This window comes from Streptomyces sp. NPDC041713 (genome assembly GCF_055591085.1).
The window spans coordinates 599,323-623,285 of record NZ_JBVIZY010000002.1 but is presented as its reverse complement, the minus strand read 5'-3'; the positions used below and the strand labels follow the sequence as shown (position 1 = coordinate 623,285).

At 72.4% G+C, this 23,963-nt stretch carries 19 protein-coding genes and 2 pseudogenes; 12 read left to right on the top strand and 9 right to left on the bottom strand.

Features of this window, described 5'->3' with window-relative positions:
* Positions 1-126 precede the first annotated feature (126 nt).
* The 5 genes from ACZ6CV_RS07655 to ACZ6CV_RS07635 all read right to left on the bottom strand — a co-directional run bounded on the left by ACZ6CV_RS07655 (position 127) and on the right by ACZ6CV_RS07635 (position 4,343).
* Complete coding sequence (locus ACZ6CV_RS07655; RefSeq protein WP_355803623.1) at positions 127-897, bottom strand: succinate dehydrogenase iron-sulfur subunit; 771 nt, start codon at positions 895-897, stop codon at positions 127-129.
* Positions 897-2,651 (bottom strand): succinate dehydrogenase flavoprotein subunit, encoded by a 1,755-nt coding sequence (gene sdhA, locus ACZ6CV_RS07650; RefSeq protein ID WP_469250022.1) that lies wholly within the window; start codon positions 2,649-2,651, stop codon positions 897-899. The genes ACZ6CV_RS07655 and sdhA overlap by 1 nt, the downstream gene beginning before the upstream one ends.
* 16 nt (positions 2,652-2,667) lie before the next feature.
* On the bottom strand, positions 2,668-3,162 hold the full coding sequence (locus ACZ6CV_RS07645) for a succinate dehydrogenase hydrophobic membrane anchor subunit (protein ID WP_469250021.1): 495 nt from the start codon (positions 3,160-3,162) through the stop codon (positions 2,668-2,670).
* A gap of 8 nt (positions 3,163-3,170) precedes the next feature.
* A complete protein-coding gene (sdhC, locus tag ACZ6CV_RS07640) occupies positions 3,171-3,551 on the bottom strand; it encodes a succinate dehydrogenase, cytochrome b556 subunit (RefSeq protein WP_362363744.1) in 381 nt (126 codons plus the stop codon).
* Positions 3,552-3,698: 147 nt separating this feature from the next.
* Positions 3,699-4,343 carry a 2-oxo-4-hydroxy-4-carboxy-5-ureidoimidazoline decarboxylase gene (locus ACZ6CV_RS07635; RefSeq protein WP_469250303.1) on the bottom strand — a complete coding sequence of 215 codons (645 nt, stop codon included), beginning with the start codon at positions 4,341-4,343 and terminating at the stop codon, positions 3,699-3,701.
* Between the two features lie 284 nt (positions 4,344-4,627).
* Here ACZ6CV_RS07635 and ACZ6CV_RS07630 point away from each other — a divergent pair, with 284 nt between their 5' ends.
* The 4 genes from ACZ6CV_RS07630 to ACZ6CV_RS07615 all read left to right on the top strand — a co-directional run bounded on the left by ACZ6CV_RS07630 (position 4,628) and on the right by ACZ6CV_RS07615 (position 8,393).
* The gene (locus tag ACZ6CV_RS07630; protein WP_469250020.1) at positions 4,628-6,238 is read left to right on the top strand and encodes a beta-N-acetylhexosaminidase; all 1,611 of its coding nucleotides are present in this window, start codon (positions 4,628-4,630) and stop codon (positions 6,236-6,238) included.
* Between the two features lie 77 nt (positions 6,239-6,315).
* Positions 6,316-7,062, top strand: a complete 747-nt coding sequence (locus tag ACZ6CV_RS07625) for a DUF4328 domain-containing protein (protein WP_469250019.1) — start codon at positions 6,316-6,318, stop codon at positions 7,060-7,062.
* Positions 7,063-7,164: 102 nt separating this feature from the next.
* Positions 7,165-7,671 (top strand): hypothetical protein, encoded by a 507-nt coding sequence (locus ACZ6CV_RS07620; protein WP_469250018.1) that lies wholly within the window; start codon positions 7,165-7,167, stop codon positions 7,669-7,671.
* Between the two features lie 86 nt (positions 7,672-7,757).
* Entirely contained in the window at positions 7,758-8,393 is a 636-nt protein-coding gene (locus tag ACZ6CV_RS07615) for a hypothetical protein (protein WP_469250017.1), read from the top strand.
* Positions 8,394-8,424: 31 nt separating this feature from the next.
* Here the strand turns inward: ACZ6CV_RS07615 and ACZ6CV_RS07610 are convergent, their stop codons facing one another.
* Positions 8,425-8,760 (bottom strand): hypothetical protein, encoded by a 336-nt coding sequence (locus ACZ6CV_RS07610; RefSeq protein WP_469250016.1) that lies wholly within the window; start codon positions 8,758-8,760, stop codon positions 8,425-8,427.
* 243 nt (positions 8,761-9,003) lie between these two features.
* Here ACZ6CV_RS07610 and ACZ6CV_RS07605 point away from each other — a divergent pair, with 243 nt between their 5' ends.
* The 4 genes and pseudogenes from ACZ6CV_RS07605 (at position 9,004) to ACZ6CV_RS07590 (ending at position 14,395) form a co-directional block, all read left to right on the top strand.
* Positions 9,004-9,441 (top strand): hypothetical protein, encoded by a 438-nt coding sequence (locus ACZ6CV_RS07605; RefSeq protein ID WP_469250015.1) that lies wholly within the window; start codon positions 9,004-9,006, stop codon positions 9,439-9,441.
* 148 nt (positions 9,442-9,589) lie between these two features.
* Positions 9,590-10,180, top strand: a pseudogene (locus tag ACZ6CV_RS07600) (RNA polymerase sigma factor); the annotation flags it as partial.
* A 315-nt stretch (positions 10,181-10,495) separates the two neighbouring features.
* The gene (locus ACZ6CV_RS07595) at positions 10,496-12,706 is read left to right on the top strand and encodes a hypothetical protein (protein WP_469250014.1); all 2,211 of its coding nucleotides are present in this window, start codon (positions 10,496-10,498) and stop codon (positions 12,704-12,706) included.
* Between the two features lie 90 nt (positions 12,707-12,796).
* Positions 12,797-14,395 carry a type 1 periplasmic-binding domain-containing protein gene (locus ACZ6CV_RS07590; protein WP_469250013.1) on the top strand — a complete coding sequence of 533 codons (1,599 nt, stop codon included), beginning with the start codon at positions 12,797-12,799 and terminating at the stop codon, positions 14,393-14,395.
* An 85-nt stretch (positions 14,396-14,480) separates the two neighbouring features.
* Here ACZ6CV_RS07590 and ACZ6CV_RS07585 read toward each other — a convergent pair whose 3' ends face one another.
* On the bottom strand, positions 14,481-17,114 hold the full coding sequence (locus ACZ6CV_RS07585; RefSeq protein ID WP_469250012.1) for an FG-GAP-like repeat-containing protein: 2,634 nt from the start codon (positions 17,112-17,114) through the stop codon (positions 14,481-14,483).
* A 305-nt stretch (positions 17,115-17,419) separates the two neighbouring features.
* Between ACZ6CV_RS07585 and ACZ6CV_RS07580 the strand changes: the two genes are divergently transcribed.
* Positions 17,420-18,253: a hypothetical protein gene (locus ACZ6CV_RS07580; protein WP_469250011.1), complete on the top strand. Its 834-nt coding sequence runs from the start codon at positions 17,420-17,422 to the stop codon at positions 18,251-18,253.
* A gap of 48 nt (positions 18,254-18,301) precedes the next feature.
* Here the strand turns inward: ACZ6CV_RS07580 and ACZ6CV_RS07575 are convergent.
* A pseudogene (locus tag ACZ6CV_RS07575) lies at positions 18,302-18,882 on the bottom strand (Uma2 family endonuclease).
* 315 nt (positions 18,883-19,197) lie between these two features.
* Here ACZ6CV_RS07575 and ACZ6CV_RS07570 point away from each other — a divergent pair.
* Together ACZ6CV_RS07570 and ACZ6CV_RS07565 are read left to right on the top strand one after the other, a co-directional pair.
* Positions 19,198-19,863, top strand: coding sequence for an RNA polymerase sigma factor (locus ACZ6CV_RS07570; protein ID WP_355803598.1), 666 nt, complete (start codon positions 19,198-19,200; stop codon positions 19,861-19,863).
* Positions 19,863-21,134 (top strand): hypothetical protein, encoded by a 1,272-nt coding sequence (locus tag ACZ6CV_RS07565; RefSeq protein ID WP_469250010.1) that lies wholly within the window; start codon positions 19,863-19,865, stop codon positions 21,132-21,134. Before ACZ6CV_RS07570 ends, ACZ6CV_RS07565 begins: the two co-directional genes overlap by 1 nt.
* A gap of 289 nt (positions 21,135-21,423) precedes the next feature.
* Here the strand turns inward: ACZ6CV_RS07565 and ACZ6CV_RS07560 are convergent, their stop codons facing one another.
* Entirely contained in the window at positions 21,424-22,317 is an 894-nt protein-coding gene (locus tag ACZ6CV_RS07560; protein WP_469250009.1) for a L,D-transpeptidase family protein, read from the bottom strand.
* A 62-nt stretch (positions 22,318-22,379) separates the two neighbouring features.
* Here ACZ6CV_RS07560 and ACZ6CV_RS07555 point away from each other — a divergent pair, with 62 nt between their 5' ends.
* Positions 22,380-23,960 (top strand): acyl-CoA mutase large subunit family protein, encoded by a 1,581-nt coding sequence (locus tag ACZ6CV_RS07555; RefSeq protein WP_469250008.1) that lies wholly within the window; start codon positions 22,380-22,382, stop codon positions 23,958-23,960.
* The last annotated feature ends 3 nt before the right edge of the window (positions 23,961-23,963 follow it).

The window sequence follows — 23,963 nt, the reverse complement described above, 5'->3', positions numbered from 1 at the left end:
CGCCACCACCTGGACCGAGAAGACGTCACACCCCCCATGGCACCCACGTCACAAGAGCCCCCAAGCCCGTGGGCCCCGCTCCGGTCCGGAGCGGGGCCCACGAGTACGTGCAGGCAAGAAACCCGATCAGAAGCGGCGCGTGATCAGCGCTCGCTTCACTTCCTGGATCGCCTTCGTGACCTCGATGCCACGCGGGCACGCGTCCGTGCAGTTGAACGTCGTGCGGCAACGCCACACGCCGTCCTTGTCGTTCAGGATCTCCAGGCGCTGCTCGCCCGCCTCGTCACGGCTGTCGAAGATGAAGCGGTGCGCGTTGACGATCGCGGCCGGGCCGAAGTACTGGCCGTCGTTCCAGAAGACCGGGCACGAGGACGTGCACGCGGCGCACAGGATGCACTTGGTCGTGTCGTCGAAGCGCTCGCGGTCCTCGGCGGACTGCAGACGCTCGCGCGTCGGCTCGTTGCCCGTCGTCACCAGGAACGGCATGACGTCGCGGTAGGCCTGGAAGAACGGGTCCATGTCGACGACCAGGTCCTTCAGGACCGTCAGACCCTTGATCGGCTCGACCGTGATCGGCTTGGCCGGGTTGATGTCCTTGATCAGGGTCTTGCAGGCGAGGCGGTTCTTGCCGTTGATCCGCATGGCGTCCGAGCCGCAGATGCCGTGCGCGCAGGAGCGGCGGAACGTCAGCGTGCCGTCCAGCTCCCACTTGACCTTGTGGAGGGCGTCGAGGACACGCTCCTTGGGGTCGATCTCCAGCTGGAAGTCCTCCCACGTGGCGTCCGCCGAGACCTCGGGGTTGAAGCGGCGCACCCGCAGGGTGATCGTGATGTACGGGGAGTCGGCGAAGCCCGCCTCGGGCTTGGCGTCTTCCTTGTCGAGGGTCGGGGTAGCCATCAGTACTTACGCTCCATCGGCTGGTAGCGGGTCTGGACGACCGGCTTGTAGTCGAGACGGATCGTCTCCGTGCCGTCGTCGCCGACCTCGCGGTACGCCATGGTGTGGCGCATGAAGTTGACGTCGTCGCGGTTCGGGAAGTCCTCGCGGTAGTGACCGCCGCGCGACTCCTTGCGGGCGAGCGCGGACTGCGCCATGACCTCGGCCAGGTCGAGCAGGTTGCCCAGCTCGATGGCCTCCAGGAGGTCGGTGTTGAACCGCTTGCCCTTGTCCTGGATCGAGACGTTGAGGTAGCGCTCGCGGAGCTCCGCGATCTTCTCCACCGCCGTCTTGATCGTCTGCTCCGTGCGGAACACCATGACGTTGGCGTCCATGGTCTCCTGCAGCTCCTTGCGGAGCTCGTGGACCCGCTCGGTGCCCGTGGCGTCGCGCAGCCGCTCGACCTGGGAGACGACGAGCTCCTCGGCGTTCTCGGGGAGCTCGACGAAGTCGTTCTTCGCCGAGTACTCCGCCGCCGCGATGCCCGCACGCCGTCCGAAGACGTTGATGTCCAGGAGCGAGTTGGTGCCCAGGCGGTTGGCGCCGTGCACGGAGACGCAGGCGACCTCGCCCGCCGCGTACAGGCCCGGGACGACGGTGGTGTTGTCCGCGAGGACCTCACCCTCGACGTTGGTCGGGATGCCGCCCATGGCGTAGTGCGCGGTCGGCTGGATCGGGATCGGGTCCGTGTAGGGCTCGATGCCGAGGTACGTGCGCGCGAACTCCGTGATGTCCGGGAGCTTGGCGTCCAGCTGCTCCGGCGGCAGGTGCGTGAGGTCGAGGTAGACGTGGTCGCCCTCGGGACCGCAGCCGCGGCCCTCACGGATCTCCGTGTAGATGGAGCGCGAGACGACGTCACGGGACGCGAGGTCCTTCATGACCGGCGCGTACTTCTCCATGAAGCGCTCGCCGTCCTTGTTGCGGAGGATGCCGCCCTCACCGCGGGCGCCCTCCGTGAGAAGGATGCCCATGCGCCAGATGCCGGTCGGGTGGAACTGGAAGAACTCCATGTCCTCCAGCGGCAGTCCGCGCCGGTAGCAGGCCGCCTGGCCGTCACCGGTGAGCGTGTGCGCGTTCGAGGTCACCTTGAAGAACTTGCCGGTGCCGCCGGACGCGTAGATCACGGACTTGGCCTGGAAGATGTGGATCTCGCCGGTGGCCAGCTCGTACGCGACGACGCCCGCGCTCTTCTTGACGCCGTCGACCTCGACGATGATCTGGTCGAGGACGTAGAACTCGTTGAAGAACTCCACACCCTCCTTGACGCAGTTCTGGTACAGCGTCTGGAGGATCATGTGGCCGGTGCGGTCCGCGGCGTAGCAGGAGCGGCGCACGGCGGCCTCGCCGTGGTTACGGGTGTGACCGCCGAAGCGGCGCTGGTCGATGGTGCCGTTCGGGGTGCGGTTGAACGGCAGGCCCATCTTCTCGAGGTCGAGGACCGCGTCGATGGCCTCCTTCGCCAGGATCTCGGCGGCGTCCTGGTCGACCAGGTAGTCGCCGCCCTTGATCGTGTCGAAGGTGTGCCACTCCCAGTTGTCCTCCTCCACGTTGGCGAGCGCGGCGGCCATGCCGCCCTGCGCCGCGCCCGTGTGGGAACGCGTGGGGTAGAGCTTGGTGAGCACGGCGGTGCGGCTGCGCTTCGTCGCCTCGATGGCGGCGCGCATGCCGGCGCCGCCCGCGCCGACGATGACGGTGTCGTACTTGTGAATCTTCACTGGGGTCGCCTCGGCTTTAGCGGATGTTCGGGTCGAAGGTGAAGATCACCAGCGTGCCCAGAAGGATGGTGAACACCGTGGCGGTGTACAGCAGGCCCTTGAGCCACAGACGCGTGTTCGGGCGCTCCGCGTAGTCGTTGATGACCGTGCGCAGGCCGTTGGCGCCGTGCAGCATCGCGAGCCACAGCATCAGCAGGTCCCAGACCTGCCAGAACGGCGAGGCCCAGCGGCCGGCGACGAACGCGAAGCCGATCTTCGAGACACCGCCGTCGAGCACCAGCTGGATCAGCAGGTGGCCGAGGACGAGGACGACCAGGACGACGCCGGACAGGCGCATGAAGAGCCATGCGGCCATCTCGAAGTTGCCGCGGGTCGAGCGCGGGGTCTTGGCGGTGCGCTTGCGGGGCGCCTCGATGACCGGGGCCGGGTGGTCGGAGTCGTAGAGCGAGGCGCCCTCGACGGGGCCGATCCCGGACGTTCCGGACTTCTCAAGCGTGGTGTCAGCAGACATGTCTGGCGTCAGCTCCCGAAGAGTTCGCGGACGGCGTGGCCGAGGACGGGGTAGATCGCCCCGACCATCAGGACGAGCCAGATGCCGACGACGGTCCAGAGCATCTGCTTCTGGTAGCGGGGACCCTTCGACCAGAAGTCGACGGCGATGACGCGCAGGCCGTTGAGAGCGTGGAAGAGGATGGCGGCGACCAGGCCGTACTCGAGGAGTCCGACGATCGGCGTCTTGTAGGTGCTGACGACATCGTCGTACGCCTCCGGGGAGACGCGGACGAGAGCGGTGTCGAGCACATGCACGAACAGGAAGAAGAAGATGAGGACGCCGGTGACTCGATGAGCCACCCAGGACCACATTCCTTCCCGGCCGCGGTACAGCGTTCCAGCCGGCACGGAAGAACCCTCCGGGAGCGGGGATTGGGGCCGGCCGGCTTCTTGTCGGACGAGCCCGGCCGGGTACGGTCCACCGGCCGCTCGTCATCGTATCGACGAGTTGTCGGTGTCCTCGCCCCGGGTCCACAGGTGTGATCAAACAGGCAATCAAACAGGCACGTACGGGCTATCGGGGCGCGATTGCGGGCGACTCTCCCGGGCGGCGTGTTGCGGGGCCGGTGGGGCGGCGTTCTCGGCGGCCTGGCACAGGGTGAGCCGGGTGAGTCGGCCCCGGGCGAGGCGGCGCAGTTCGTCGGCGGCGACGGCGCGCTCGTCCTCAGGATCGTTGCCGAGGCGTGACCGGATGCCGGAGAGCAGCTGGTCCAGCGCCTCGTCCGGAGCGACGTCGTCGAGGCAGATCACGAAGGAGTGCCCGAAGCGGCTCTCGTACGCGGCGTGGGCGGCGCGCAGCGCGGTGTGGGCCGCGGTGTACGTGGTGTGCCCGGCGCCCCGGTGCGGTCCGGGGGGACCAAGGGGGCCAAGGGGGTCAAGGGGGCCAAGGGGTTCGCAGGCCAGCGCCTCGGCGAGGTCGGCGGGCGAGAGGTCGTACGTCGCCTCGTCGGACGCCGCGAGCAGCGCGTCGAGGTCGGGGTAGGGCCGGTGGGCGGCGACCCGGCGGGCCCAGCGGCGGCTGCCGCAGCAGGTGAGCAGGTCGGCCTCGGCCGCTGCCGGGGTGGCGGTGTTCAGCCGGTGCGGCGCGAGGGTGGCGCGCGCGGCGGAACGGACGGGACTGGGAAGACGGTGCGGGAACAGCGTGCGCTCCTGGGCAGGGGGCGGCAGGGGTGGGCACAGCGGTGTGGGGGTGGCGCCACGCTACCGAGGGGCGGGATGAGCTGTCCGATGGATGAGCGAATTTCACTCGAATGGGAGAGTTTGGCCTTGTTTTGTGGACGCACCGTCCGAGGTGCCGCCCGCCGATCCGCCCGACGCGCCGTCGCGGAGAGGCCGTCGTAGCGTGGCGGTATGGCTCTGGCTCTGACTGCAGGTGCGGACGTCGCCCCCGCGCGGCGAGGTGACCGAATACCGCGAGGTGACCGGTGAGGCGCGGCCCGGTGGCCGCCGCGGGCGGCGTCGCCGTCGCGGGGGCCGTGGTGCTTACCGTCGGACTCTGGCCCGGCGGGGACGGCGCCGGGCCCTCGGGCGCCTCGACCGCGGACGGCACGTCCGCGTCGGCCGCCGCGCCCAGGCCCTCGAAGAGCTACCCGCTGTCGAAGGCCCCGGAGACCGTCCCCGCCGTACGCGAGCACAGCGCCGCCCGCGGCCCCGGCTGGCGCCCCGCCGAGGGCAAGGGGCGCGTGGTCGTCCGCGACAAGGACCTGGCGGACGAGGGACGGCTGCTCGCCGGCGAGCTGAAACTGGACTACGGGGGCGACGCCCGCCCGAAGAAGGGTGACGTGGAGCTTGCGCTCACGGACCCGAAGGACAAGGGCGGCGAGAAGGGTGGCGGCGGCGCGGAGTCGTACACGCTGACCGTCAAGGGCGAGCAGGTGCGGATAGCCGCGCCCGCCGAGGCCGGTGTCTTCTACGGGACCCGCACCCTCAAGCAGGAGGTCAGCGGCGGCCGGACCGCCCCCGAGGGCGAGGTCAGGGACCGCCCGGCCAAACCGCAGCGCGGCTTCATGATCGACATAGCCCGCAAGCACTACGACGAGAAGTGGCTCGAGGACCGCGTACGCGAGCTCGGCGACCTCAAGTACAACCAGCTCGGCCTGCACTTCTCCGACGACCAGGCGTTCCGGATCGAGTCGGAGTCGCACCCCGAGATCGTCTCCTCCGACCACCTCACCAAGGACCAGGTCCGCCGCCTGGTGAAGCTGGCCGAGAGCCGGCACATCACCGTCGTGCCCGAGATCGACTCGCCGGGACACCTCGGCGCCGTCATCGCGAAGCACCCCTCGCTGCAGCTCCGCAACACCGCCGGCAGCGCCACCCGCGGCGCCGTCGACATCTCCGAGCCCGAGGCGGCGAAGATCGTCGACGACCTGCTCAAGGAGTACGCCGAGCTCTTCCCCGGCCGCTACTGGAACCTCGGCGCCGACGAGTACCAGGCCCTCACGGTGAAGGACCCCGAGGCCTCCTTCCCGCAGCTGGCCGCCGCGGCCCGCGAGCGCTACGGCGCCGGCGCCCGCGTCCAGGACCTCGCCACGGGCTGGCTCAACGACCGGGCCGACACCGTGCGCCCGCTCGGCAAGAAGCTGAAGGCCTGGAACGACGGGTTCTTCGCGGGCGGCACCGCCAAGGCGGCCGACGACCTGGAGGTCGCGTACTGGACGGGCAAGGAGATCGGCGCCCGCGAACCCGACGCGTACCTGAAGGAGGGCCGCGAGCTGACCAACTACAACGACGAGTTCCTCTACTACGTCCTCGGCCAGCCCAACGACTTCCGCTATCCGACCGGGCAGCGCATCTACGAGAGCTGGACCCCGCTGGTGGTGCGCGGCACCCGGCCGGTGAGCGAGAAGTACGACGACCAGATCCTCGGCGGCACGTTCGCCGTGTGGGGCGACATCGCGGGGGCGCAGACCCAGGAGCAGGTGGCGCGGGGCATCCGGCTTCCGCTGGCCGCCACCGTGCAGAAGCTCTGGGACCCCGAGAAGCCCACCCGGTCCTGGAGCGACTTCGTCAAACTCGCTGATAGCGTCCGTTAGCCGCCGTCGCGCCCTGGGGAGGGACGCGGGCGGATCCGCTCGTCCGTCGAGAACCACCCGTGGGGGGTCGCGCCATCATGCTGTCCAAGGATCATCCGCCGCCGCACGTTCCGGCGGGCCGCCCGGCCCACCTGCGCTCGCCGGTCGGCCTCAGCCGCGCCGTCATCGCGCTGCTCGCCGTCGCCGTCGCCGCCGACCTGTACTCGCTGTGGGCGGGCACGGTGATGCGCGGGGTGATGGACGACCTGATCTCCGGCGACTACGGCGCCGGGATCGAGCGCGAGGCGGACCGCGCCGACACGCTGTACGCCGCCTCCGGCTTCCTGCAGACCGGGGCGCTGCTCGCGACCTGCGTCGTGTTCCTCGTATGGTTCCACCGGGTGCGCGTGAACGCCGAGGTGTTCGAACCGTTCATCCACCGCAAGACGCGCGGCTGGGCGGTCGGCGGCTGGTTCGTGCCGGTGGTGAACCTCTGGATCCCGCGGCGGATCGCCCTGGACATCTGGGACGCGAGCGGCCCGCGCTCGGTGGCCCTCGACCGCACCATGACCCTCGACGCGCGGGCGGGTGCCGTGCCGCACCGGCTGCTCAACGCCTGGTGGACGCTGTGGGTGGTGAACCTCCTCGCCGGGCGGTGGTCCACCCAGTCGTACTGGCGGGCCGAGGAGCCCCGCGAGATCAGGGACGCCGTCGGCAACCTGATGTTCTCCGACGTCGTCGACATCGCATCGGCCGTCCTCGCCGTGGTCTTCGTGCACCGCCTCACCCGCCTCCAGGACGACAAGGCCAGGTCGGGCCCGCCGCGGGACCCCGCCCTGCCGTAACCGCGCACCCCTGCGTGATTTCGGCTTTTTGGTGGCGAAACCACCGATGTCTGTGGTGTATTCGGCCTCGAAGTCCAGTACGAGCACACGGGGGGACGCGCCATGGGTTACTGGGGGTACTACGTCGTCGGCAAGAGCGAGCAGCCGCTCGCGGAGCTCTCCGCGGTGGCCGCCGTACGGGACGAGCTGTCCCTCCTCGACCGCAGGTCCGACGGCTGGCAGGTGTGGGAGGTGCCGGGCGGCGAGGGCGCGCGGGACGTCGGGAACATGAACGCGCTGGCCGAGGAGACGGGCGCGCCCGCCCTCTTCGGCTATGTGATGGACAGCGACTGCGTGGTCGTCGAGGCGGCCGCCCCCGAGAGCGGGGCGTGGACGACCTGCCTGGACCGCGCCGCCATGGCCGGCTACCTCGGCGACGCCGAACTGACCGTGGAGGACTACTTCCTGGAGCCCCGCGACGCGGCGCGGCGCGCGGTGGCCTGGGCGGCGGAGTCGGGCCGTACGGTCACGGCGGGGCCCCTGTTCGACGTCCTGAACGCGGACGCCGAGCCCTCGGCCGAGGAACTCTTCTTCCGCTTCCTCGACCGCCTCGGCGTGGTCCCGCAGTGACGTTCCGGGGCCGCCGCACGCAGTAAGGGTCAGTGCGGGGCCCGTGCGGGGCCGGTGCAGGGTCCGTGACGGGGGAGACGTACAGCATGAGCCTGGTGGAGCTGATCGCGCAGGCCGACGAGAGAGGCCTCGCGGCGAGCGGGCTCGCCTGCCTCGACCGGTGCGTGCCGGTGCTCGGCGGCGACGACGACCTGTTGCGCCCGCTGTGGACGCGGCTCGCCGAGGGCGGCGACTGGGTTGGCCCCCTGGCCGAGGCGCGCGCGGCGCTGGACGGGGCGTCGGGGGAGCGGGTCCGAGGGGGCGGTGCGCGGGGTGGTGCTGCGGGCGGCGCGCAGGGTGGCGCTGCTTCCGGTGAGGCGGCGGTGCTCGCCCGGCGGATGCTCGACGCGGTCCCGGGGTCCTGCGGGGGCGCCGAGCTCCGCGAGTGGGCGGACGCCTGCTCGGTCGCCGCGCTCCAGGTGCACCGGCTCCTGGACACCGCGCCCCCGGGCGGCGGCCGCTCGGTGACGGCACGCCGCGAGGGTCGCACCGACGGCATGACCCCGCTGGTCGCGGCCGAACTCCGCCGCCAGGTACGGATCCTGGAGCTGCTCGGCAACAAGGGCGCGGGCCCGGCGGGCGGCCTGCGCCAGGCCCTGGACGTCTCCATGGAGGGCCGCCGGGTGCTGCGGGCGGTGGTGTCGCGGCGGGCGCGGGGGCGGGGGCAGGACCAGCAGGTCTGAGGGACGTCCGGCCTGATCCGGACGGAGGACCCTAAGGGCCTTGGTCCGCGTGCGGACCCGCGCCCGTGTCCGTGACGCGGTAGGGCGCCGAGGCGGTGCGCGCGGGGCGTTCCCCGGAGGTACCGCCGGGGTCGTCACCCCCGCTGTCACCGCCGAGAAACCCGTAGGCGATGAATGCGGCGCAGATACCGATGAGTAGGGCGCCGACGATCACTACGCGGCGGTCCGGGATTTCCCCCACCACCGTCGGATCGTCGGGATCCTCGGGTACGACGACTTCTCCCAAGTCCCCTGCGTCGAACTCCCCCCAGCCGAAATCTGCTAAGCCACCGCTTTTCTCGGCGTCCCTCATGCTTTCGCCCTTCATCTCCCCGCTCCCCAAATCCGGCTGGTTATACAACACCCGGGGCCCGGTGCACCAGAGGTGGAATAAAAAGGACATTCGCCCGACGCGTGAAACCGGTGAATGGTTGTACGGGAAGGGCGGTGTTCGGCGCGTGACAAGGGACACGCCCGAAAGCCGTCACAGTGCGGCGGTGATCCGCGCTCTGTGAGGCGAGGGCACGCGTGTGCTCTCGCGGGCGCGGGGTGAGTGAAAGGGGTGGGAACCATGGACGGTGCGGGAGGGCAGGCGCCGAGAGCGGCCGAGATGCGGGGCCGGGCACGGGAGTTCGTGGACCGTGCGACCGCAGGGAACCGGCTGCCGCTCGACTTCTCCGTCGCCAGCCTCCGCCTCGTGGACTTCCTCGTCGAAGGCCTTCGCAAGGGAGGCCGCGAACGGAGTGAGATCGCCGGGACGCTGTGCGGGCTCGGCGCCTATCTCGGGGAAGTGCTGGTGCGCCGGGCCGGCGCCGTGTGGGTCGACTTCGACGCGGAACAGCGGGAATTGTTCGGGCAGTCCGTCGGCGTCCGGATGCCGGACGGCCGGTTCTGGAATCCCCTCGGCAAGGTCGTCAATTGCCTGGAGCGGGGCGGAAGGGAAGGCTCCGAACCATCCCTCCAGGATTTCTACCTCACACTGCCGGGGCGGACGCGCGACGCGGCGTGAAAAGTTCGCGGCGTGATATCGCCGCCGGGAGATATAAAGCCTTCTTCTGTTACGGGGAGCTGCGGCAGAGTGAGCCGCACAGTGCGGGACGCGGGGGCGCGACGGGCACGGGCACGGTGGGCGGTGTCGACGGGGTGAAGAGGGAAGCGTGGCGCAGGGTGCGGAACATCGCCGTCCGGCGACGGGGGACGAGGAGCTGACGCGGGCGCTGGGTCAGGCGCGGGCGGGGGACGAGGCGGCCTTCGCCCACGTCTACCGGAGCGTGCACCCGGGGCTCCTCGGCTCCGTGCGCGCACGCGTCGGCGACGACGCGGAGGACGTGGTCTCCGAGGCCTGGCTGCAGATCGTCCGCGACCTGCACCGGTTCCACGGCGGCGGCGCCGACTTCCGCCGCTGGGCCGCGACCGTCGCGCGCCACCGCGCCCTCGACCATCTGCGACGGCTGCGGACCAGGCCCCGGGCCGCCGCGACGGCCGAGCAGGACGTGGCCGACGTACCGTCCCTCGACGACACGGCGGCCCGCGCCCTGGAGACGCTCTCGACCGCGCACGTCCTGGGCCTCGTCGCCACCCTGCCACCCGACCAGGGCAGGGCGGTGCTGCTGCGGGTGATCGTGGGCCTCGAAGGACCGGCCGCCGCCAGGGTGCTCGGCAAGCGTCCGGCGGCGGTGCGGTCCGCCACGTACCGCGGTCTGCGGCGCCTGGCCCGGGAGGCGCGGGGCACCGCGATCCCGCCGGACGAGCACATGCCAGAGCCCCCTGCGGCGCCCGCCGCAGGGGGCTCTTCACGGCTGTCGCGGGCGCGCCGGAGCCGGTCCCGTCCGTTGCACCGGTCGGACGGGACGGTGGTCGCACCACCCTCGGCACCCCGCAGGGTGGGGGTGTTTCCGGCCACTTACGGCCTTCTCCGTACGGGCGCCGACGATCTCGCCACCCGCCATGGTCAACTCACCCCATGGCAAAGGCACTTGTGTACCCTCCCCAAACTCCCGCTCCTTGGTTAACCTGACGAGCCATCATCCGACGACCCGGCCGTCACGGCCACGGAGCGGCCCGTGCCTGAGGAACTCGGATTCGACGAGCTGCTGGACGACGGCGGCCTGGTCGCCCGGCTGCTCGGGAAGACCTCGGCCGGGCGCAAGAGGGAACCGCTCTACGGGCCCGACCTGCCCGTCGTCCTGCTCGTCGGCGGCCCCGGCATGGGCAAAGGGCGGCTTCTGCGGTGCATACGGCGGGACTTCGGGCCGCGCGTGCCCGTCGCCCACATCGACTGCGCGCTCACCGACTGCCGGGAGCAGGCGGAGGCGCGGCCCGGCAGCCGTTCGGAGATGACCGAGGTGCTGCGCAAGATCGCGCTGCAGTACGGCGACTGGGGCGGCGACGGCGGCGGGATCGCCGTGCCACGGCTGTACGCCGGCCTCGCGGCCGTGGCGGCGAGCGACCGGCTCGCCAGACCCGCGCCGCTGGTCCGGGAGGTGAGCAGGCTCGACGGGATCCTGCCGCCCGGCTCCTTCTGGCGCGGCGTGCTGAAGGGGACGGCCAGGAACTACGTCGGATACGTGGCCGGGCTCGTCGGCCACCCGCTGGCCGGGCCCTTCCTCAACGCCCTGCTCGACGGATTGTTCGCCCGCGTCTCGGCCGAGGGCAGGGCCGCCCTCACCGCCTGCTACGGCGAGTACCCCGGCGCCGGGGGCCACCCGTCGGCCGGACTGCGGGCGCTCGGCGAGGACTTCCAGCAGGGCGGCGAGGCCCGGCGGATCGCCGAGGGGTTCCTCTTCCGGGCGCTGCGGCAGGACATCGACGCCGCGTACCACTCCGTGCGCGGCCGGATGTCCCGCGTGGGACGGCCCGCCCTGCTCCTCGACCACGCGGACAACGTCCTCGGCCGGCGCCTGGTGAAACCCGCCCTGGAGGACCGCGAGCGCGGGCACCACGACCGCCTCGTCGTCTTCGCCACCGCCCGCCGCGAGGACGGCGGCCGCTTCCTGCACCGGGCGGGCTCCAGCCACGACTCCGTGGCGAGCTGGCAGCCCTTCACCGGCACGCTGCCCGCGTGGCACCGCCCGGCCGGCGGCGTGCCCGACCACGCGCCGCTGTGGCGGGGCGTCCTCCTCGTCCGCATGCCCGTCCTCACCCGCGACCGGCAGCGGGACGAGCTCAGCCGGTTGCGCGGCGGCCACGACCCGCTCGACAACGCCGTACGGCTGCGCATCCACAGCGGTGTGCACCGGCTGAGCGGCGGCCGGCCGCTGTTCGTGACCCGGCTCGGCGAGGCGACCGCCGCGACCGCGTTCCCGACGCCCGACGAGTGCACCGACTGGGCCATCCTGGACGCCCGGGTGCCCGCGGGCGAGGACGACCGGGGCCATCCCGTCGCGGACCGGCCCGTCGCCGACGTACTCCTCGACGAACTCGTCGTCCGCCAGCGCCCCGAGGAGTTGCCGCCCGAACACCGCGCCCACTGGCTCGACCTGCTCACCCACCTCTGTGTCGCGCACGACGTGGAGTGCGCCCAGACCCTGATGCGCGCGGTGCAGGAGGGGCGCACCGAGCAACTGAACGCCTACCGCATCGCCGAACTCCTGGAGGACACCGGCTGGCCGCGCTGCCCCCGGCACTTCATCGGCGACCTCGGCCTGCGCCGGCTGCTCACCCGCAGACTGCACCGGCTGCGCGACGGCGGCGCGGCCTGGCACGCCGACCACGCGCTGCTCCAGGGCCACTACCGCGACCTGGGCGACCGCCACCCCGACCCGCTGTTCGTCACCGCCGCCGCGCACCGCATGCACCACCTGCTCGCCTCCGACGGCGCGGAACTCGTCACCCGCCACCTCGCCGACGCGTTCCACACCCGCCCCACCGACGAGTGGTGCGCGGAGCTGCTCGCGATAGCGGACGCCGCGCTCATCGGCGCCCCCGACGACCGCTACGCCCGTGCGCTCGGCGAGCGGCAGGTGCGCGGCGACACCCGGCGGCGCCAGATCGACCGGCTGCTGCACGCCGTCTGGCTCACCGAGGACCGCACCCGGCCGCTGGAGGAGATCGTGCCCGGCGTGCTGCGCGGGCCGCTGCGCGAGCTCAGCGAGGAGCTGGCGCGGATCGCCGACGACGCGGTCCGCGACCAGGGCCCCGAGGGCGCCGACGTGGCCAGGGCAGCGGACGGCGCCGCGCTCCTCATCCGGATGGCCCGCGACTGGGGCGACCGGGCCGAGGACAAACAGCCGCTGCAGCGGTGCGTGTGCACGGAGCACATCGGGTTCGGCTGAGGCCGGCTTGGCAGCGGTCCGGACGAGCACACCGGGTACGGCGCTCAGGCCGGCCCGCACGAGGGCGTCACCGGCAGAGGGAGGGCAGCGTTGAGGCAGTTCGGGAACTGGCTGTACAACACGTTCTTGGCCAACTGGATGCGCAGGATCCTCACGCTGCTCGGCCTCGCGGCCGCCGGCGTGCTCCTGTACGTCTTCCTGCCCCCGATCGGCGAACCGGAAAGCTGCGCCGCCGGGGTCGAGGAGCACGCCGGCGAGTGCATCGGCGTCAACGGCACCGGATACGCCTTCGGCACACCGGAGATCGACAAGGTGGCCCGCGCCATCGCGCGGGAGAACGAACGCGTCGTCGGCGACAAGCCGCACGTCACCGTCGCGCTGATGCTGCCGCTCCAGCCCGACATCGCCGCCGAGCGCAAACAGCTCCGCAGCGAGGTCCAGGGCGCCTATCTCGCCCAGTACCGGGCGAACCGCGCGGAGAGCACGCCGCTGCTGCGCCTGGTGCTGGCCAACCCCGGCGACGCGTACGGGCAACAGGCGCGCGTCGTCGACCAGTTGGGCGCGATGGCGCGGGACAAGAAGGACAACCTCCGGGCCGTCACCGGCTTCAACCTCAGCCTGGACGCCACCGAGAAGGCCATCGCGCGCCTCACCCACGACCTGCACATCCCCGTCCTCGCCAGCCGCGTCAGCGCCGACGGCCTCGCCAACCCGGAGAAGGCCGCGGGCAAGGACCCCTATCCCGGCCTCGCCCGCATCATCCCCACCAACCGCCAGCAGGCGGACGCGCTGGCCAGCTTCCACGGACAGCTCAAGGACGAGCAGACCGTCCTGGTCAAGGACGAACGGCCGCACGACATCTACAACAACTCGCTCGCCGCCGCCTTCAGCCGCGACGAGGACGGCCCGCCCGGACCCAAGGACCAGACCTTCGAGTCGCCCTCGATCACCGAACAGGGCGACACCGGCAACGACTTCTCGCTCATCGCCCAGAACATCTGCCAGTCCTCCGCGCGGTACGTCTACTTCGCGGGCCGCCCCGTCCACCTGCGGCTCTTCGCACTGAAGCTGGCCGAGGTGCCGTGCCGCGGCAAGAAGTACACGGTCATCAGCGGCTCCGGATCGGCCACCCTCGACCGCTACCTGAAGGCCGACGACTGGGCGAGGCTGCGCGGCGGCGACGGCAAGGAACCCGCCGTCACGGTGCAGTACGCGGCCCCCGGGCACCCCGACGCGTGGGACCGGGAGCTGCGCCGCAAGGACCTGGGCAAGCGCCGCCCCGCCTACCTCACCCAGCCCCAGCAGGAGCTGCGCACACTGAGCGAGCTCATCACCCGGCGCACCGCGGGCGACATCGGCCCCGTCCGCCTGGGGGACTCCCGCACCATGCTCGTCCACGACGGTGTGCACACCATCGCCAAGGCGGTACTGCTCGCCAACGCCCAGACCGAGGGCACGGTGCCGCCCCTGAAGCGGGTCTCCGACATGTGGCAGCGCCTGGAGGCGGTCAACAAGGTCGCGGGGACCAGCGGCTGGATCTGTCTGACCAACGCGGGCAACGCCTACGACAAGCCGGTCGCCGTCGTCGAACTCGACCCGCGCACCCGGGGGTTGGAGTTCGTCGGCATCGGCTGGCCCAACGGCAGGCCGCAGCCCGAGGACTGCCGGGTGCCCAGCGACACCGGGTGAGCCCCGCCGGACAGCTCCCGGGCACCCCCCGGACAATTTGGACGCGCCGCTCCCCGTGCCGGGGAGCGGCGCGTCGGTGCGGGTGCTACGGCGTCAGCGCCTGCCCGAGCCGGGCGCCCGCGGGCGTCCCCAGCACCGTACGCCCGTAGTAGACGCCGCTCGATCCGGGCACGCTGCCCGAACTGCCGCTGTCCAGCTGCAGGATGGTGCCGTCGCCCGTGTCCTCGCCCTCGACGCCGATGGCCAGGTCCGCGCGGCCGTGGCCGGAGATGTCCGCGAGGGTCACCGACGAGCCCAGGCGGTCACCGGACTCCGTGGAGCCGGGGACGTCCGGCTCGTCCTGCGAGAAGGCCTTCGCGCCCGTGCCGGTCAGGCCGGAGGACGAGCCCTTCAGGAGCAGGGAGGTGCCCGCGTCCTTGCGGTTCTTCTCGGCGCGGGTGATGTCCTCGTCCGGGGCGCCGGTCAGGACGTCCGCGTATCCGTCGCCGTTGTAGTCGCCGGCCGCGACCGACCAGCCCATCGCGTCGCCCGCCTCGGCGGCGCCGGGCACGCCGGACGTCGCCTGGTGGACCGTCTTCATGCCGGTCGTCGTGAACCCGGTCGACGTGCCGGGGACCACCGTGACCTGGCCGCCCGCGTGGGCGCCCGACTCGGCGGTGTACGGCTGGCCGATGACCAGGTCGTCGTAGCCGTTGCCGTTGACGTCGCCCACGGCGACGGACCGGCCGCCGGGGACGGACAGCACGCCGACCCGGCTCAACCCCGAACGGCCGCCGCGGAACCAGGCGACCTTGCCCTTGCCGGCCTGGTCGCGGTAGGTCAGCGCCACGTCCGCGTAGCCGTCGCGGTTGAAGTCGCCGGACGCGGCGTCGGGGTAGGCGATGGCGGTGTCGCCCGAGGTGAGGCTGCCGCCCGACTCGTGCTCCGCGTCGAGCCGCGCGGCCCACGAGCCGCCCGTGCCGGTGGCCGCGGCGAACACGTCGGCCCTGCCGTCGGCGTTGAAGTCGCCCGAGGCCACCGCGGAGCCGAACTTCGCCCCGGGGTAGTGGAAGTCGGGCGAGAGCTGCATGTCCGTGCCGGACGTGAACTTCGGGCCGTACAGCATCGTGACCGCGCCGCGGTCGGCGTGGCCCGCGGTGTCGTCCTCGCCCGGAGCGCCGATGACGAGGTCCGCGTATCCGTCGGCGTTCAGGTCGCCCCACGCCGTGGCCGCGCCCCAATTGTCACCGGTCTCCGAGGAGCCGGGCACGCCCGCGCCGGCCTGCGTCAGGGAGATGCGGGACGCGCCGACCGGGCCGTCGAGACCGCCGGGCACGACCGTGACGCGGCCGCGGGACGACGATGCCTTCGGGGTGGCGGCGATCAGGTCGGCGATGCCGTCGCGGTTGTAGTCGCCGGACGGGATCGCGGAGTTGCGGCCCGCCGAGCCCGCGTAGCGGCGGATCTCACCGAGCTTGCCGTACAGGTTCTTGCCCGGGCACAGGGTGGCGAAGCCGTCGCGGTGGCCGGAGACGGTGTTCAGGGTGGCCTGCTCGCCCTTCTTCCACACGCCGGTGTCGTCGGCCGCGGTCAGCGTGACCTTGCCGGTCGGGTCGCCGTCGTACTGGCCGAGCTTCCAGGCCGCGACCCGGGCCACCGACTCCAGGGCGGCGCGGGTCGGCTTGCCCGCGGGCTTGTCGGTCGCCGGGTCGCCCTCGAAGTCGCCGAGGACGGCGATGCCCGCCGAGTCGCCGTTGAAGCCGTAGGTGTGCGCGCCGCGCACGGGCAGGTCGATGCCGCCGGCGCGGCCCTCGAATATCTGGCCGCACTTGTCGACGAGGAAGTTGTAGCCGAGGTCGTTCCACTTCTCGACGTCCACGTGGTACGTCAGGACGCCGCGGACCAGCGCCGGGGACTCGGCGCAGCTGTAGTCGTTGCTGCCGACGGTGTGGTGGACGAAGACGGCCTTGACCTTCTCCAGGTACTCCGGCGGGTCCTTGACGAGGGACTCGTCGGCGCCCCAGGCGGCCCGCTTCACGACGGGCGGCTGGGTGACGGTGGACGGCGGGGGCGTCGGCCTGGTCGGGGTGGGGTCCGGGTCCGGGGCGGCGTGCGAGGGGTCCGACGGGTCGGCCGGGTCGGGGGTCTCGTCGGCGGCGAAGGCCGCGGGGTCCATGCCGTTGCCGGTGCCGGAGCTGTCGTTCGCAGCCGTCCCGCCGTCGAGGGACGGGTTCCCGGCCTCCTTGGCCGTGACGCCCGGGTCCACGAGGTTGACCTCAAGTCCCTCGGGCAGCCCGGACTTCGCGGTGCCGTCGGCCGCGACGACGCGGACCTCGACGCCGTCCGACGGTCCGACCCACAGCGGATCGGACGCGGCACGCGTGCCCGCCTCCGGCTTCTCCGCGGGGTGCGTCTCCAGGTCGAGGGAGTGCCAGCCGGTCCAGGCGCCGGAGCCGATGGCGCGGGTGCGGACCTGCGCGGTGCCCTCCAGCTCCGTGGCGGCGCCGCCCCACGAGACGCCGAGCAGCGAGAACTGACCGGTCGACGTGCGCGGCAGCTCCCGCTTCGCCGCGCCGTCGGCCCGCAGCGCCAGATCGTGCACGCTCGGCGCCCGCCTGGCGCGCGGATCGGCGCCGGAGCCCGAGCCGTCGGCGGGGTCGGCCATCGCGTACGTCACGGCCCCCGCGCCGCCGAGCACGACGGCGCCCACCGTCAGCCATGCCCGGCGCTTCAGACTCAACGGACGGTACGCGTGCGTGGTACGCGCCTTTTCACGCGTTTTGCGCGGCCTCAATTACCCCACCCCTCAGCGAATTTCAGGTGAACTCAGCGAGTTCGTACGACTGATCGAGGGGTCAAAGGGTTGTAGCGGGGCGGGTGTTTTGTCGCGTGATGTATGACGCATCCATCGGGCGTGACGGATGGGCGGGCCGGTGCGCTGGGTCATGTGAGAGTTGTGCGGTTGATGTGAGGGTGGGGCCAGGGGTGGGAGTACGGGTGGGGACTCGGGGCGGGACTCGGACGGGAGCCCGGACGGGGCGCCGGATGAGGGCGGACAAGGGCTGGATACGCGCCGGTGCGGTCTGCCTCGCGGTGGGTGCGCTCGCGTCCTGCGGTGCGGAGGGCCGGGTGTCGTACTCCGGCGGCACGCTCGAAGAGGTCGTCCCCGCGGACGAGCGGCGCGGCAAGGAGCTCGCCGTCGAGGGCATGCGGCTCCTGAAGGAGACGGAGTCGGTACGGATCCGCGTCGACATGACCACCGCCAAGGGCACCCAGAAGGGCTCCCTGCGGGTGGACCGCGACGGCAACTGCACGGGCACCTTCGACAGCGGCCCGATGGCGCGCGGCGAGATCCTCGTCGTCGCGGGCGACGGGGCCTACGCGCGGTACAGCGACGCGACGCTCGACGCGCTCATCGCGACGGCGGCCCGGCGCGGACCCGAGGCGGCCGCACGCGCCCGGCAGCGGGCGGGGCTCGCGCGCGGCAAGTACCTGAAGCTCCCGGAGGGCTCCCGCCTGGGCTCCGCGCGGGCCACGGGACCCGCGGCCTGCGACCTCGACGACTTCACCGCCGAGATGCCGGCGGCGCCGAAGCCCGGCGAGACCTTCAAGTCCCTTGCGCGCACCCACCGTTACGGCCGGGACGTCATCCCGGTCATCGGCCGTCGGAACGGTGAGCGGACGACCATGTACGTGGCCGCGGGGGGCAAGCCGTACGTCGTCGCCATCAGCCAGGTGGAAAACGGCGAGGCCATGATCCTGCGCTTCTCCGAATACGACGAGCCGGTCCACGCGAAGCCCCCGCCGGCCGACCGCACACTCGACATCTCCGACTTCGCCCCGGGCGGCGGAGCCGACGGCTCCCTCTTCGAGGTCTGAGCACGCCGTCCTCCGTCCCGACCAGGGTGCTCTCGACCGCTCCGGCCCTCAACTGCTCCGGGGCGGTGTGAGCTTGTCCAGGTCGAGCGTGATCTCGAAGGGGAGCGGGCGCCGCAGGGTTCCTCGGAAGATGCCCGCGGGCGCGTAGGCGCCGGTCGGTTCGTCGAGCTCGTACACGTGGACGGCCGGTGCGCCGTCCTCTTCCTCGACGCGCCAGTAGTGCGGGATCCCAGCCTCCGCGTACTTGCGGAGCTTGACCGTGCGGTCGCGGTGGGCGGACTCGGGGGAGACGACCTCCACGACGAGCTGCACGTCGTCGGGGGCGTACCAGGTCCGGTCGGGGTCGTAGGGCAGGCTCGTCAGCAAGAGGTCGGGCTCGGGGCGGTTGCGGGCGTCCAGGCGGATCGTCATCTCCCGCTCGACCTCGGTGCCGGGTGGTGCCTGCGCCATGAGTGTGGCGGTCAGGGCAGTGACGACACGGCCGTGCCAGGACCGCTGGGGCGACGACATGAAGACGAGGGCTCCGTCGACCAGCTCGGTGTGGCGCGGCGCCTCGGGAGGTGATCCAGGTCCTCCGCGAACCAGCCCTCCGCGCGGGGCAGGCGCATCCAGCCGGGCGGTGCGGTCATGGCTTCACGGTAGCGGCTGCGGCTGCGGCGAGCCGGGAGCTCTCCTACCAGCCCGCTCCAGAGCTCGCCGAAGAAGCCCACCGAAGAACCGGCCGGGGCCGCCACCCCCCACAGGAGAGGCCCCGGCCGGCACACGGTACGAACCGCGTGCGGTCCGTACTCCCTTCAGCGCCGTGGGTGCGTTTTCTGTCACACCGCGTTCTGTCACCTGCTAGTTGCACGTTGTACAAACATGGACGTAGGGCCTCCCCAGCCCGTAGCGTGCTGCTTCGCGCCGGGGCCGGGCGCAGATCTCCGAGTGGCAGGATTGTGAGAGTGCTGGGGGACGACGCGGAGCTGACCGCCGCGGTGCTTGCGGCGCAGGACGGGGACGAGACCGCCTTCCGGACTGTGTACCGCGCCGTGCACCCACGGCTGCTGGGTTACGTACGCACGCTGGTCGCCGACCCGGACGCGGAGGACGTCGCCTCCGAGGCCTGGCTGCAGATCGCGCGCGACCTCGGACGGTTCAGCGGAGACGCGGACCGGTTCCGGGGCTGGGCGGCGCGCATCGCGCGCAATCGCGCCCTCGATCACATACGGATGCGGGGCCGTCGCCCCGCCGTCGGTGGCGACGAGTCCGAGCTGACCGGCAAGCCGGGCGAATCAGACACCGCCGACGAGGCGCTGGAGTCCCTCGCCACCGGTGAGGCCCTCGCCCTGATAGCCCGGCTCCCGCAGGACCAGGCCGAGGCCGTCGTGCTGCGTGTCGTCGTCGGCCTCGACGCGAAGAGCGCGGCCCAGACCCTCGGCAAGCGCCCCGGAGCCGTCCGCACGGCGGCGCACCGCGGCCTGAAGCGCCTCGCCGAACTGCTCGGCGCGCAGAGCGCCGACCCCCAGGAGGCGCTCGGCGCCGTACCCCCACAGAGAGAGCCGCGCGGCTGCGCGGTGACGTCCGCCGGTGTGACGCAATCGCGTACGCGGACGCAGAAGGACATGTGATGGCCGACGAGCAGCACAGGTGGCTGGACCGCGACGCGGCGGAGCGTCTGCTGCGCGGCGAACCCCTCGAAGGCATCGACCCCCACGCGCAGGAGTGGGCGGACCGGCTCGCCCGGACGCTGGCCGAGTTGGCCGCGTTGGCCGAGCTGGCCGAGCAGAGCCGGGTTGTCGGCGCGGCGGAGGCGCCGGCGGCCCCCGGCACCTCGGGCCAGGACGCCCCGGCCTCGGACGTCCCGCACGAGGCCGGCAGCGTCCCCCTCACCGAGGCCGGCCGGACCGCGCCCGCGGGCTCAGGACACGACCGCCCCGCCGACGCCGATGCCCACGCCGACACAGCCGCCCCCCACCCCGTACCCGGCGAACTCCCCGGCGAAGCCGCCGCGTTGGCCGCCTTCCGGGCCGCCCGCGCGGAGCTCCCGCAGGGCGCCGGCGTCGGCTCGATGGCCGCGCCCTACGCGACGGCCGCCCACCGCGCCGCCGCGGACGAGACCGTACGGCTGAGCCGCGCGGGCACTCGCCCCGCCCCCAGCCGCTGGGGGCGCCCCGTCCGCCTCGGGCTCGCCGCGGCCCTCGCGGCCTGCATGATCGGCGGCGTCGCCGTGGCCGCGGGGACGGGCGTGCTGCCCTCGCCGTTCGGCGCGCACCACGAACCCGACCCCGCCGCGTCCGCCTCACGCGTCGCCACCCCGGACGAGCCGCGAGCCTCCGCCTCCCGCGGCGCGCCCGAGCCGAGCGAGGACATCGAGACGGACGAGAGCACCGAGCCCGGCGACGAGCCGACCGGGGAGCCCACGACCGGACCGGACGACACGACGCCCGGTCCCGGGACGGACGGCGAGACCCCCGCCGAAACCCCCTCGCAGCCGTCCGGCGAACAGCCGCCGCACCGGGACGAGGCCAAGGGCTGGTATCGCAAGGTGGTGACCGCCTGCCGCGCCTACCGCAGCGGCGAACTGCAGGGCGACAAGCGCCGACGCCTGGAGGAGGCCGCGAAGGGCCCGGCCCGGGTGGAGGCGTTCTGCGGCCGGATCCTCGACGGCTCGGGTGGCGGCGGCCATCAGGGTGGCGGCCACCAGGGTGGTGGCGGCGGTCAGGGCGGTCCCGGCGGCCACGACGAGGGCGGCGAGAACGGTTCCGGCGGCGACGAGGACGCCGGCGACTCGGGCGGCGGCGGAGACACCGGTGGCGCCCCCGTGCCGCCCATCTCGCCCCCGTCCGGCCCACGGGCGACGCCCACGGGCTCGTACAGCGCGCTGCCGTACCTCTCGTAGCGGTTCGCGCCTGCTGCAGCGGGCGCGGCCGGGGCGCGATGTCGAGGTGTCCCACAGATGTGTCCCACAGATCCCACAGAGGTGTCACGCACTGGTGCGACCCGGGGTGTGACGTTTTTCGGGACGGCGGCGCAGTATGAAGTGAGCCGACTGGTCATCGGCCCGCGCACGAGCCGGGGGTTCCCCCCGTACCTTCGGCTCCGTGCCCTCGGCGTGGGCGGGATACGTTCCCCCGATCCCGCCCACGCCGCTTTTCCGCCCTTCGCTTCTCCCTTGCAGATGGCGACTCTCACTTGTAGATGACGACGCGGTCACCCTTGCGCACCTGGGCGAACAGCCGCGCGATCTTCTTCTCGTCCCGCACATTCACACAGCCGTGCGACGCGCCGCTGTACCCACGGGCCGCGAAGTCCGACGAGTAGTGCACGGCCTGGCCGCCGCTGAAGAACATGGCGTACGGCATGGCCGTGTCGTAGAGCGTCGAGACGTGGTGCCGGGACTTCCAGAAGACGCTGAAGGTGCCCTCGCGGGTCGGCGTGTACTGCGAGCCGAACCGCACGTCCATGGTCGAGACGGCCTTGCCGTCGATCATCCAGGTCAGCGTGCGGGTGCTCTTGGCGATGCACAGGACCCGGCCGGTCAGGCAGCGCTTGTCCGGCGGGGCGGGCGGCATCCCGCCTCCCGCGTACAGCTCCTGCCGCGTCGGCTCGCGCGTCATGTCGTGCAGCTTGCCCAGGGTGACGGTGTCCGTGTCGCCGGTGCGGGGCAGACCGCGCTTGGCCTGGAAGCCCTTGACCGCGCTGACGGTGGCGGGCCCGTACGTCCCCGAGGGGGTGGCGAGGAACCAGGCGATCTGCCGCAGCCTGGCCTGCAGTTCCCGCACCTGTCCGCCGTGGTCGCCCGCCCGCATGAGCGTCATCGGACGGGGCGTCGGCGGGGCGGCCGTCGCGACGGGGGGAGGGGTGCCGGGGGACTGCGGAGTCCGCGCCGGGGGCGGGACCGTCGGGGTCCGCTCGGCGGGCGGCCGGGTGGCCGCGGCCTTCGGCCCGCCGTCCGCGCCGGAAGGCGCCCCGTCCGCGTCCACCGTCACCGCCTTGCACCCGGCGGTCAGTACCAGCACCGCTACGGCACCCGCGGATATCGCTTGCCTGCCCATCACGCCCCCAAGCCCTGGACAACACATCTGGAAGTGTTTCCCGGTTTGCCGCGAGTGACGCGTACGGGCCGCGGGCGCAAGCTGAAGGCATGACACACGAGTCAGAGTCCGGACTGCCCATCGAGCCCGTCTACGGCCCCGAGGACCTGGCGGGCTGGGACCCGGCGGAGAAGCTCGGCGCGCCCGGCGCGTACCCGTACACGCGCGGCGTCTACCCGACGATGTACACCGGCCGCCCCTGGACCATGCGCCAGTACGCCGGGTTCGGCACCGCCGCCGAGTCCAACGCCCGCTACCGGGAGCTGATCGAGCACGGCACCACCGGCCTGTCCGTCGCCTTCGACCTGCCGACCCAGATGGGCCACGACTCCGACGCGCCGATCGCGGGCGGCGAGGTCGGCAAGGTGGGCGTCGCGGTCGACTCCATCGAGGACATGCGCGTCCTGTTCGACGGGATCCCGCTGGACAAGGTCTCCACGTCGATGACGATCAACGCGCCCGCCGCGCTGCTGCTCCTGCTCTACCAACTCGTCGCCGAGGAACAGGGCGTCGCCTCCGAGGAGTTGACCGGCACGATCCAGAACGACGTCCTGAAGGAGTACATCGCGCGCGGCACGTACATCTTCCCGCCCCAGCCGTCGCTGCGGCTCGTCGCGGACACCTTCCGGTACTGCCGGGCCGAGCTGCCCCGCTGGAACACCATCTCCATCTCCGGCTACCACATGGCCGAGGCGGGCGCCTCGCCCGCGCAGGAGATCGCCTTCACGCTGGCCGACGGCATCGCGTACGTGCGGACGGCGGTGGCGGCGGGCATGGCCGTGGACGACTTCGCGCCGCGGCTCTCCTTCTTCTTCGTGGCGCGCACGACGATCCTGGAGGAGGTCGCCAAGTTCCGTGCGGCGCGGCGCATCTGGGCCCGGGTGATGCGGGAGGAGTTCGGGGCCCGCGACCCGAAGTCCCTGATGCTGCGCTTCCACACGCAGACGGCGGGCGTCCAGCTCACCGCGCAGCAGCCGGAGGTGAACCTGGTCCGGGTCGCCGTCCAGGGCCTCGGCGCGGTCCTCGGCGGCACCCAGTCGCTGCACACCAACTCCTTCGACGAGGCCATCGCGCTGCCCACCGCCACGTCGGCCCGGCTCGCCCTGCGCACCCAGCAGGTCCTCGCGTACGAGACGGACGTGACGGCGACGGTGGACCCCTTCGCCGGGTCGTACGTGGTGGAGAGCATGACGGACGACGTGGAGCGGGCGGCCCTGGACCTGATGCGCCGCGTGGAGGACCTCGGCGGCGCGGTGCACGCCATCGAGCAGGGCTTCCAGAAGGGCGAGATCGAACGGAACGCCTACCGCATCGCGCAGGAGACGGACAGCGGCGAGCGTGTGGTGGTCGGCGTCAACCGCTTCCGCCTCGACGAGGAGGCGCCGTACGAGCCGCTGCGCGTCGACCCGGCGATCGAGGCCCAGCAGGCGTCCCGCCTCACCCGCCTGCGCGCGGAACGCGACGGCCCCGCGGTGACCACCGCCCTGACCGCGCTCCGCGAGGCGGCGCAGGGCTCGGCGAACGTCCTCTACCCCATGAAGGAGGCGCTGCGCGCCCGAGCCACGGTGGGCGAGGTCTGCGACGCGCTGCGGGAGGTGTGGGGGGCGTACGTGCCGACGGACACGTTCTGAGGT

Excerpts from the sequence above, each read along its gene's own strand:
- ACZ6CV_RS07625 (WP_469250019.1), top strand. The coding sequence starts at position 6,316 with ATGCTGTCCAAGGATCATCCGCCGCCGCACGTTCCGGCGGGCCGCCCG.
- ACZ6CV_RS07620 (WP_469250018.1), top strand. The coding sequence starts at position 7,165 with ATGGGTTACTGGGGGTACTACGTCGTCGGCAAGAGCGAGCAGCCGCTC.
- ACZ6CV_RS07555 (WP_469250008.1), top strand. The coding sequence starts at position 22,380 with ATGACACACGAGTCAGAGTCCGGACTGCCCATCGAGCCCGTCTACGGC.
- ACZ6CV_RS07655 (WP_355803623.1), bottom strand. The coding sequence starts at position 897 with ATGGCTACCCCGACCCTCGACAAGGAAGACGCCAAGCCCGAGGCGGGC.
- ACZ6CV_RS07565 (WP_469250010.1), top strand. The coding sequence starts at position 19,863 with ATGGCCGACGAGCAGCACAGGTGGCTGGACCGCGACGCGGCGGAGCGT.
- ACZ6CV_RS07605 (WP_469250015.1), top strand. The coding sequence starts at position 9,004 with ATGGACGGTGCGGGAGGGCAGGCGCCGAGAGCGGCCGAGATGCGGGGC.
- ACZ6CV_RS07645 (WP_469250021.1), bottom strand. The coding sequence starts at position 3,162 with ATGTCTGCTGACACCACGCTTGAGAAGTCCGGAACGTCCGGGATCGGC.
- ACZ6CV_RS07560 (WP_469250009.1), bottom strand. The coding sequence starts at position 22,317 with ATGTGTTGTCCAGGGCTTGGGGGCGTGATGGGCAGGCAAGCGATATCC.
- ACZ6CV_RS07615 (WP_469250017.1), top strand. The coding sequence starts at position 7,758 with ATGAGCCTGGTGGAGCTGATCGCGCAGGCCGACGAGAGAGGCCTCGCG.
- ACZ6CV_RS07580 (WP_469250011.1), top strand. The coding sequence starts at position 17,420 with ATGAGGGCGGACAAGGGCTGGATACGCGCCGGTGCGGTCTGCCTCGCG.
- ACZ6CV_RS07610 (WP_469250016.1), bottom strand. The coding sequence starts at position 8,760 with ATGAAGGGCGAAAGCATGAGGGACGCCGAGAAAAGCGGTGGCTTAGCA.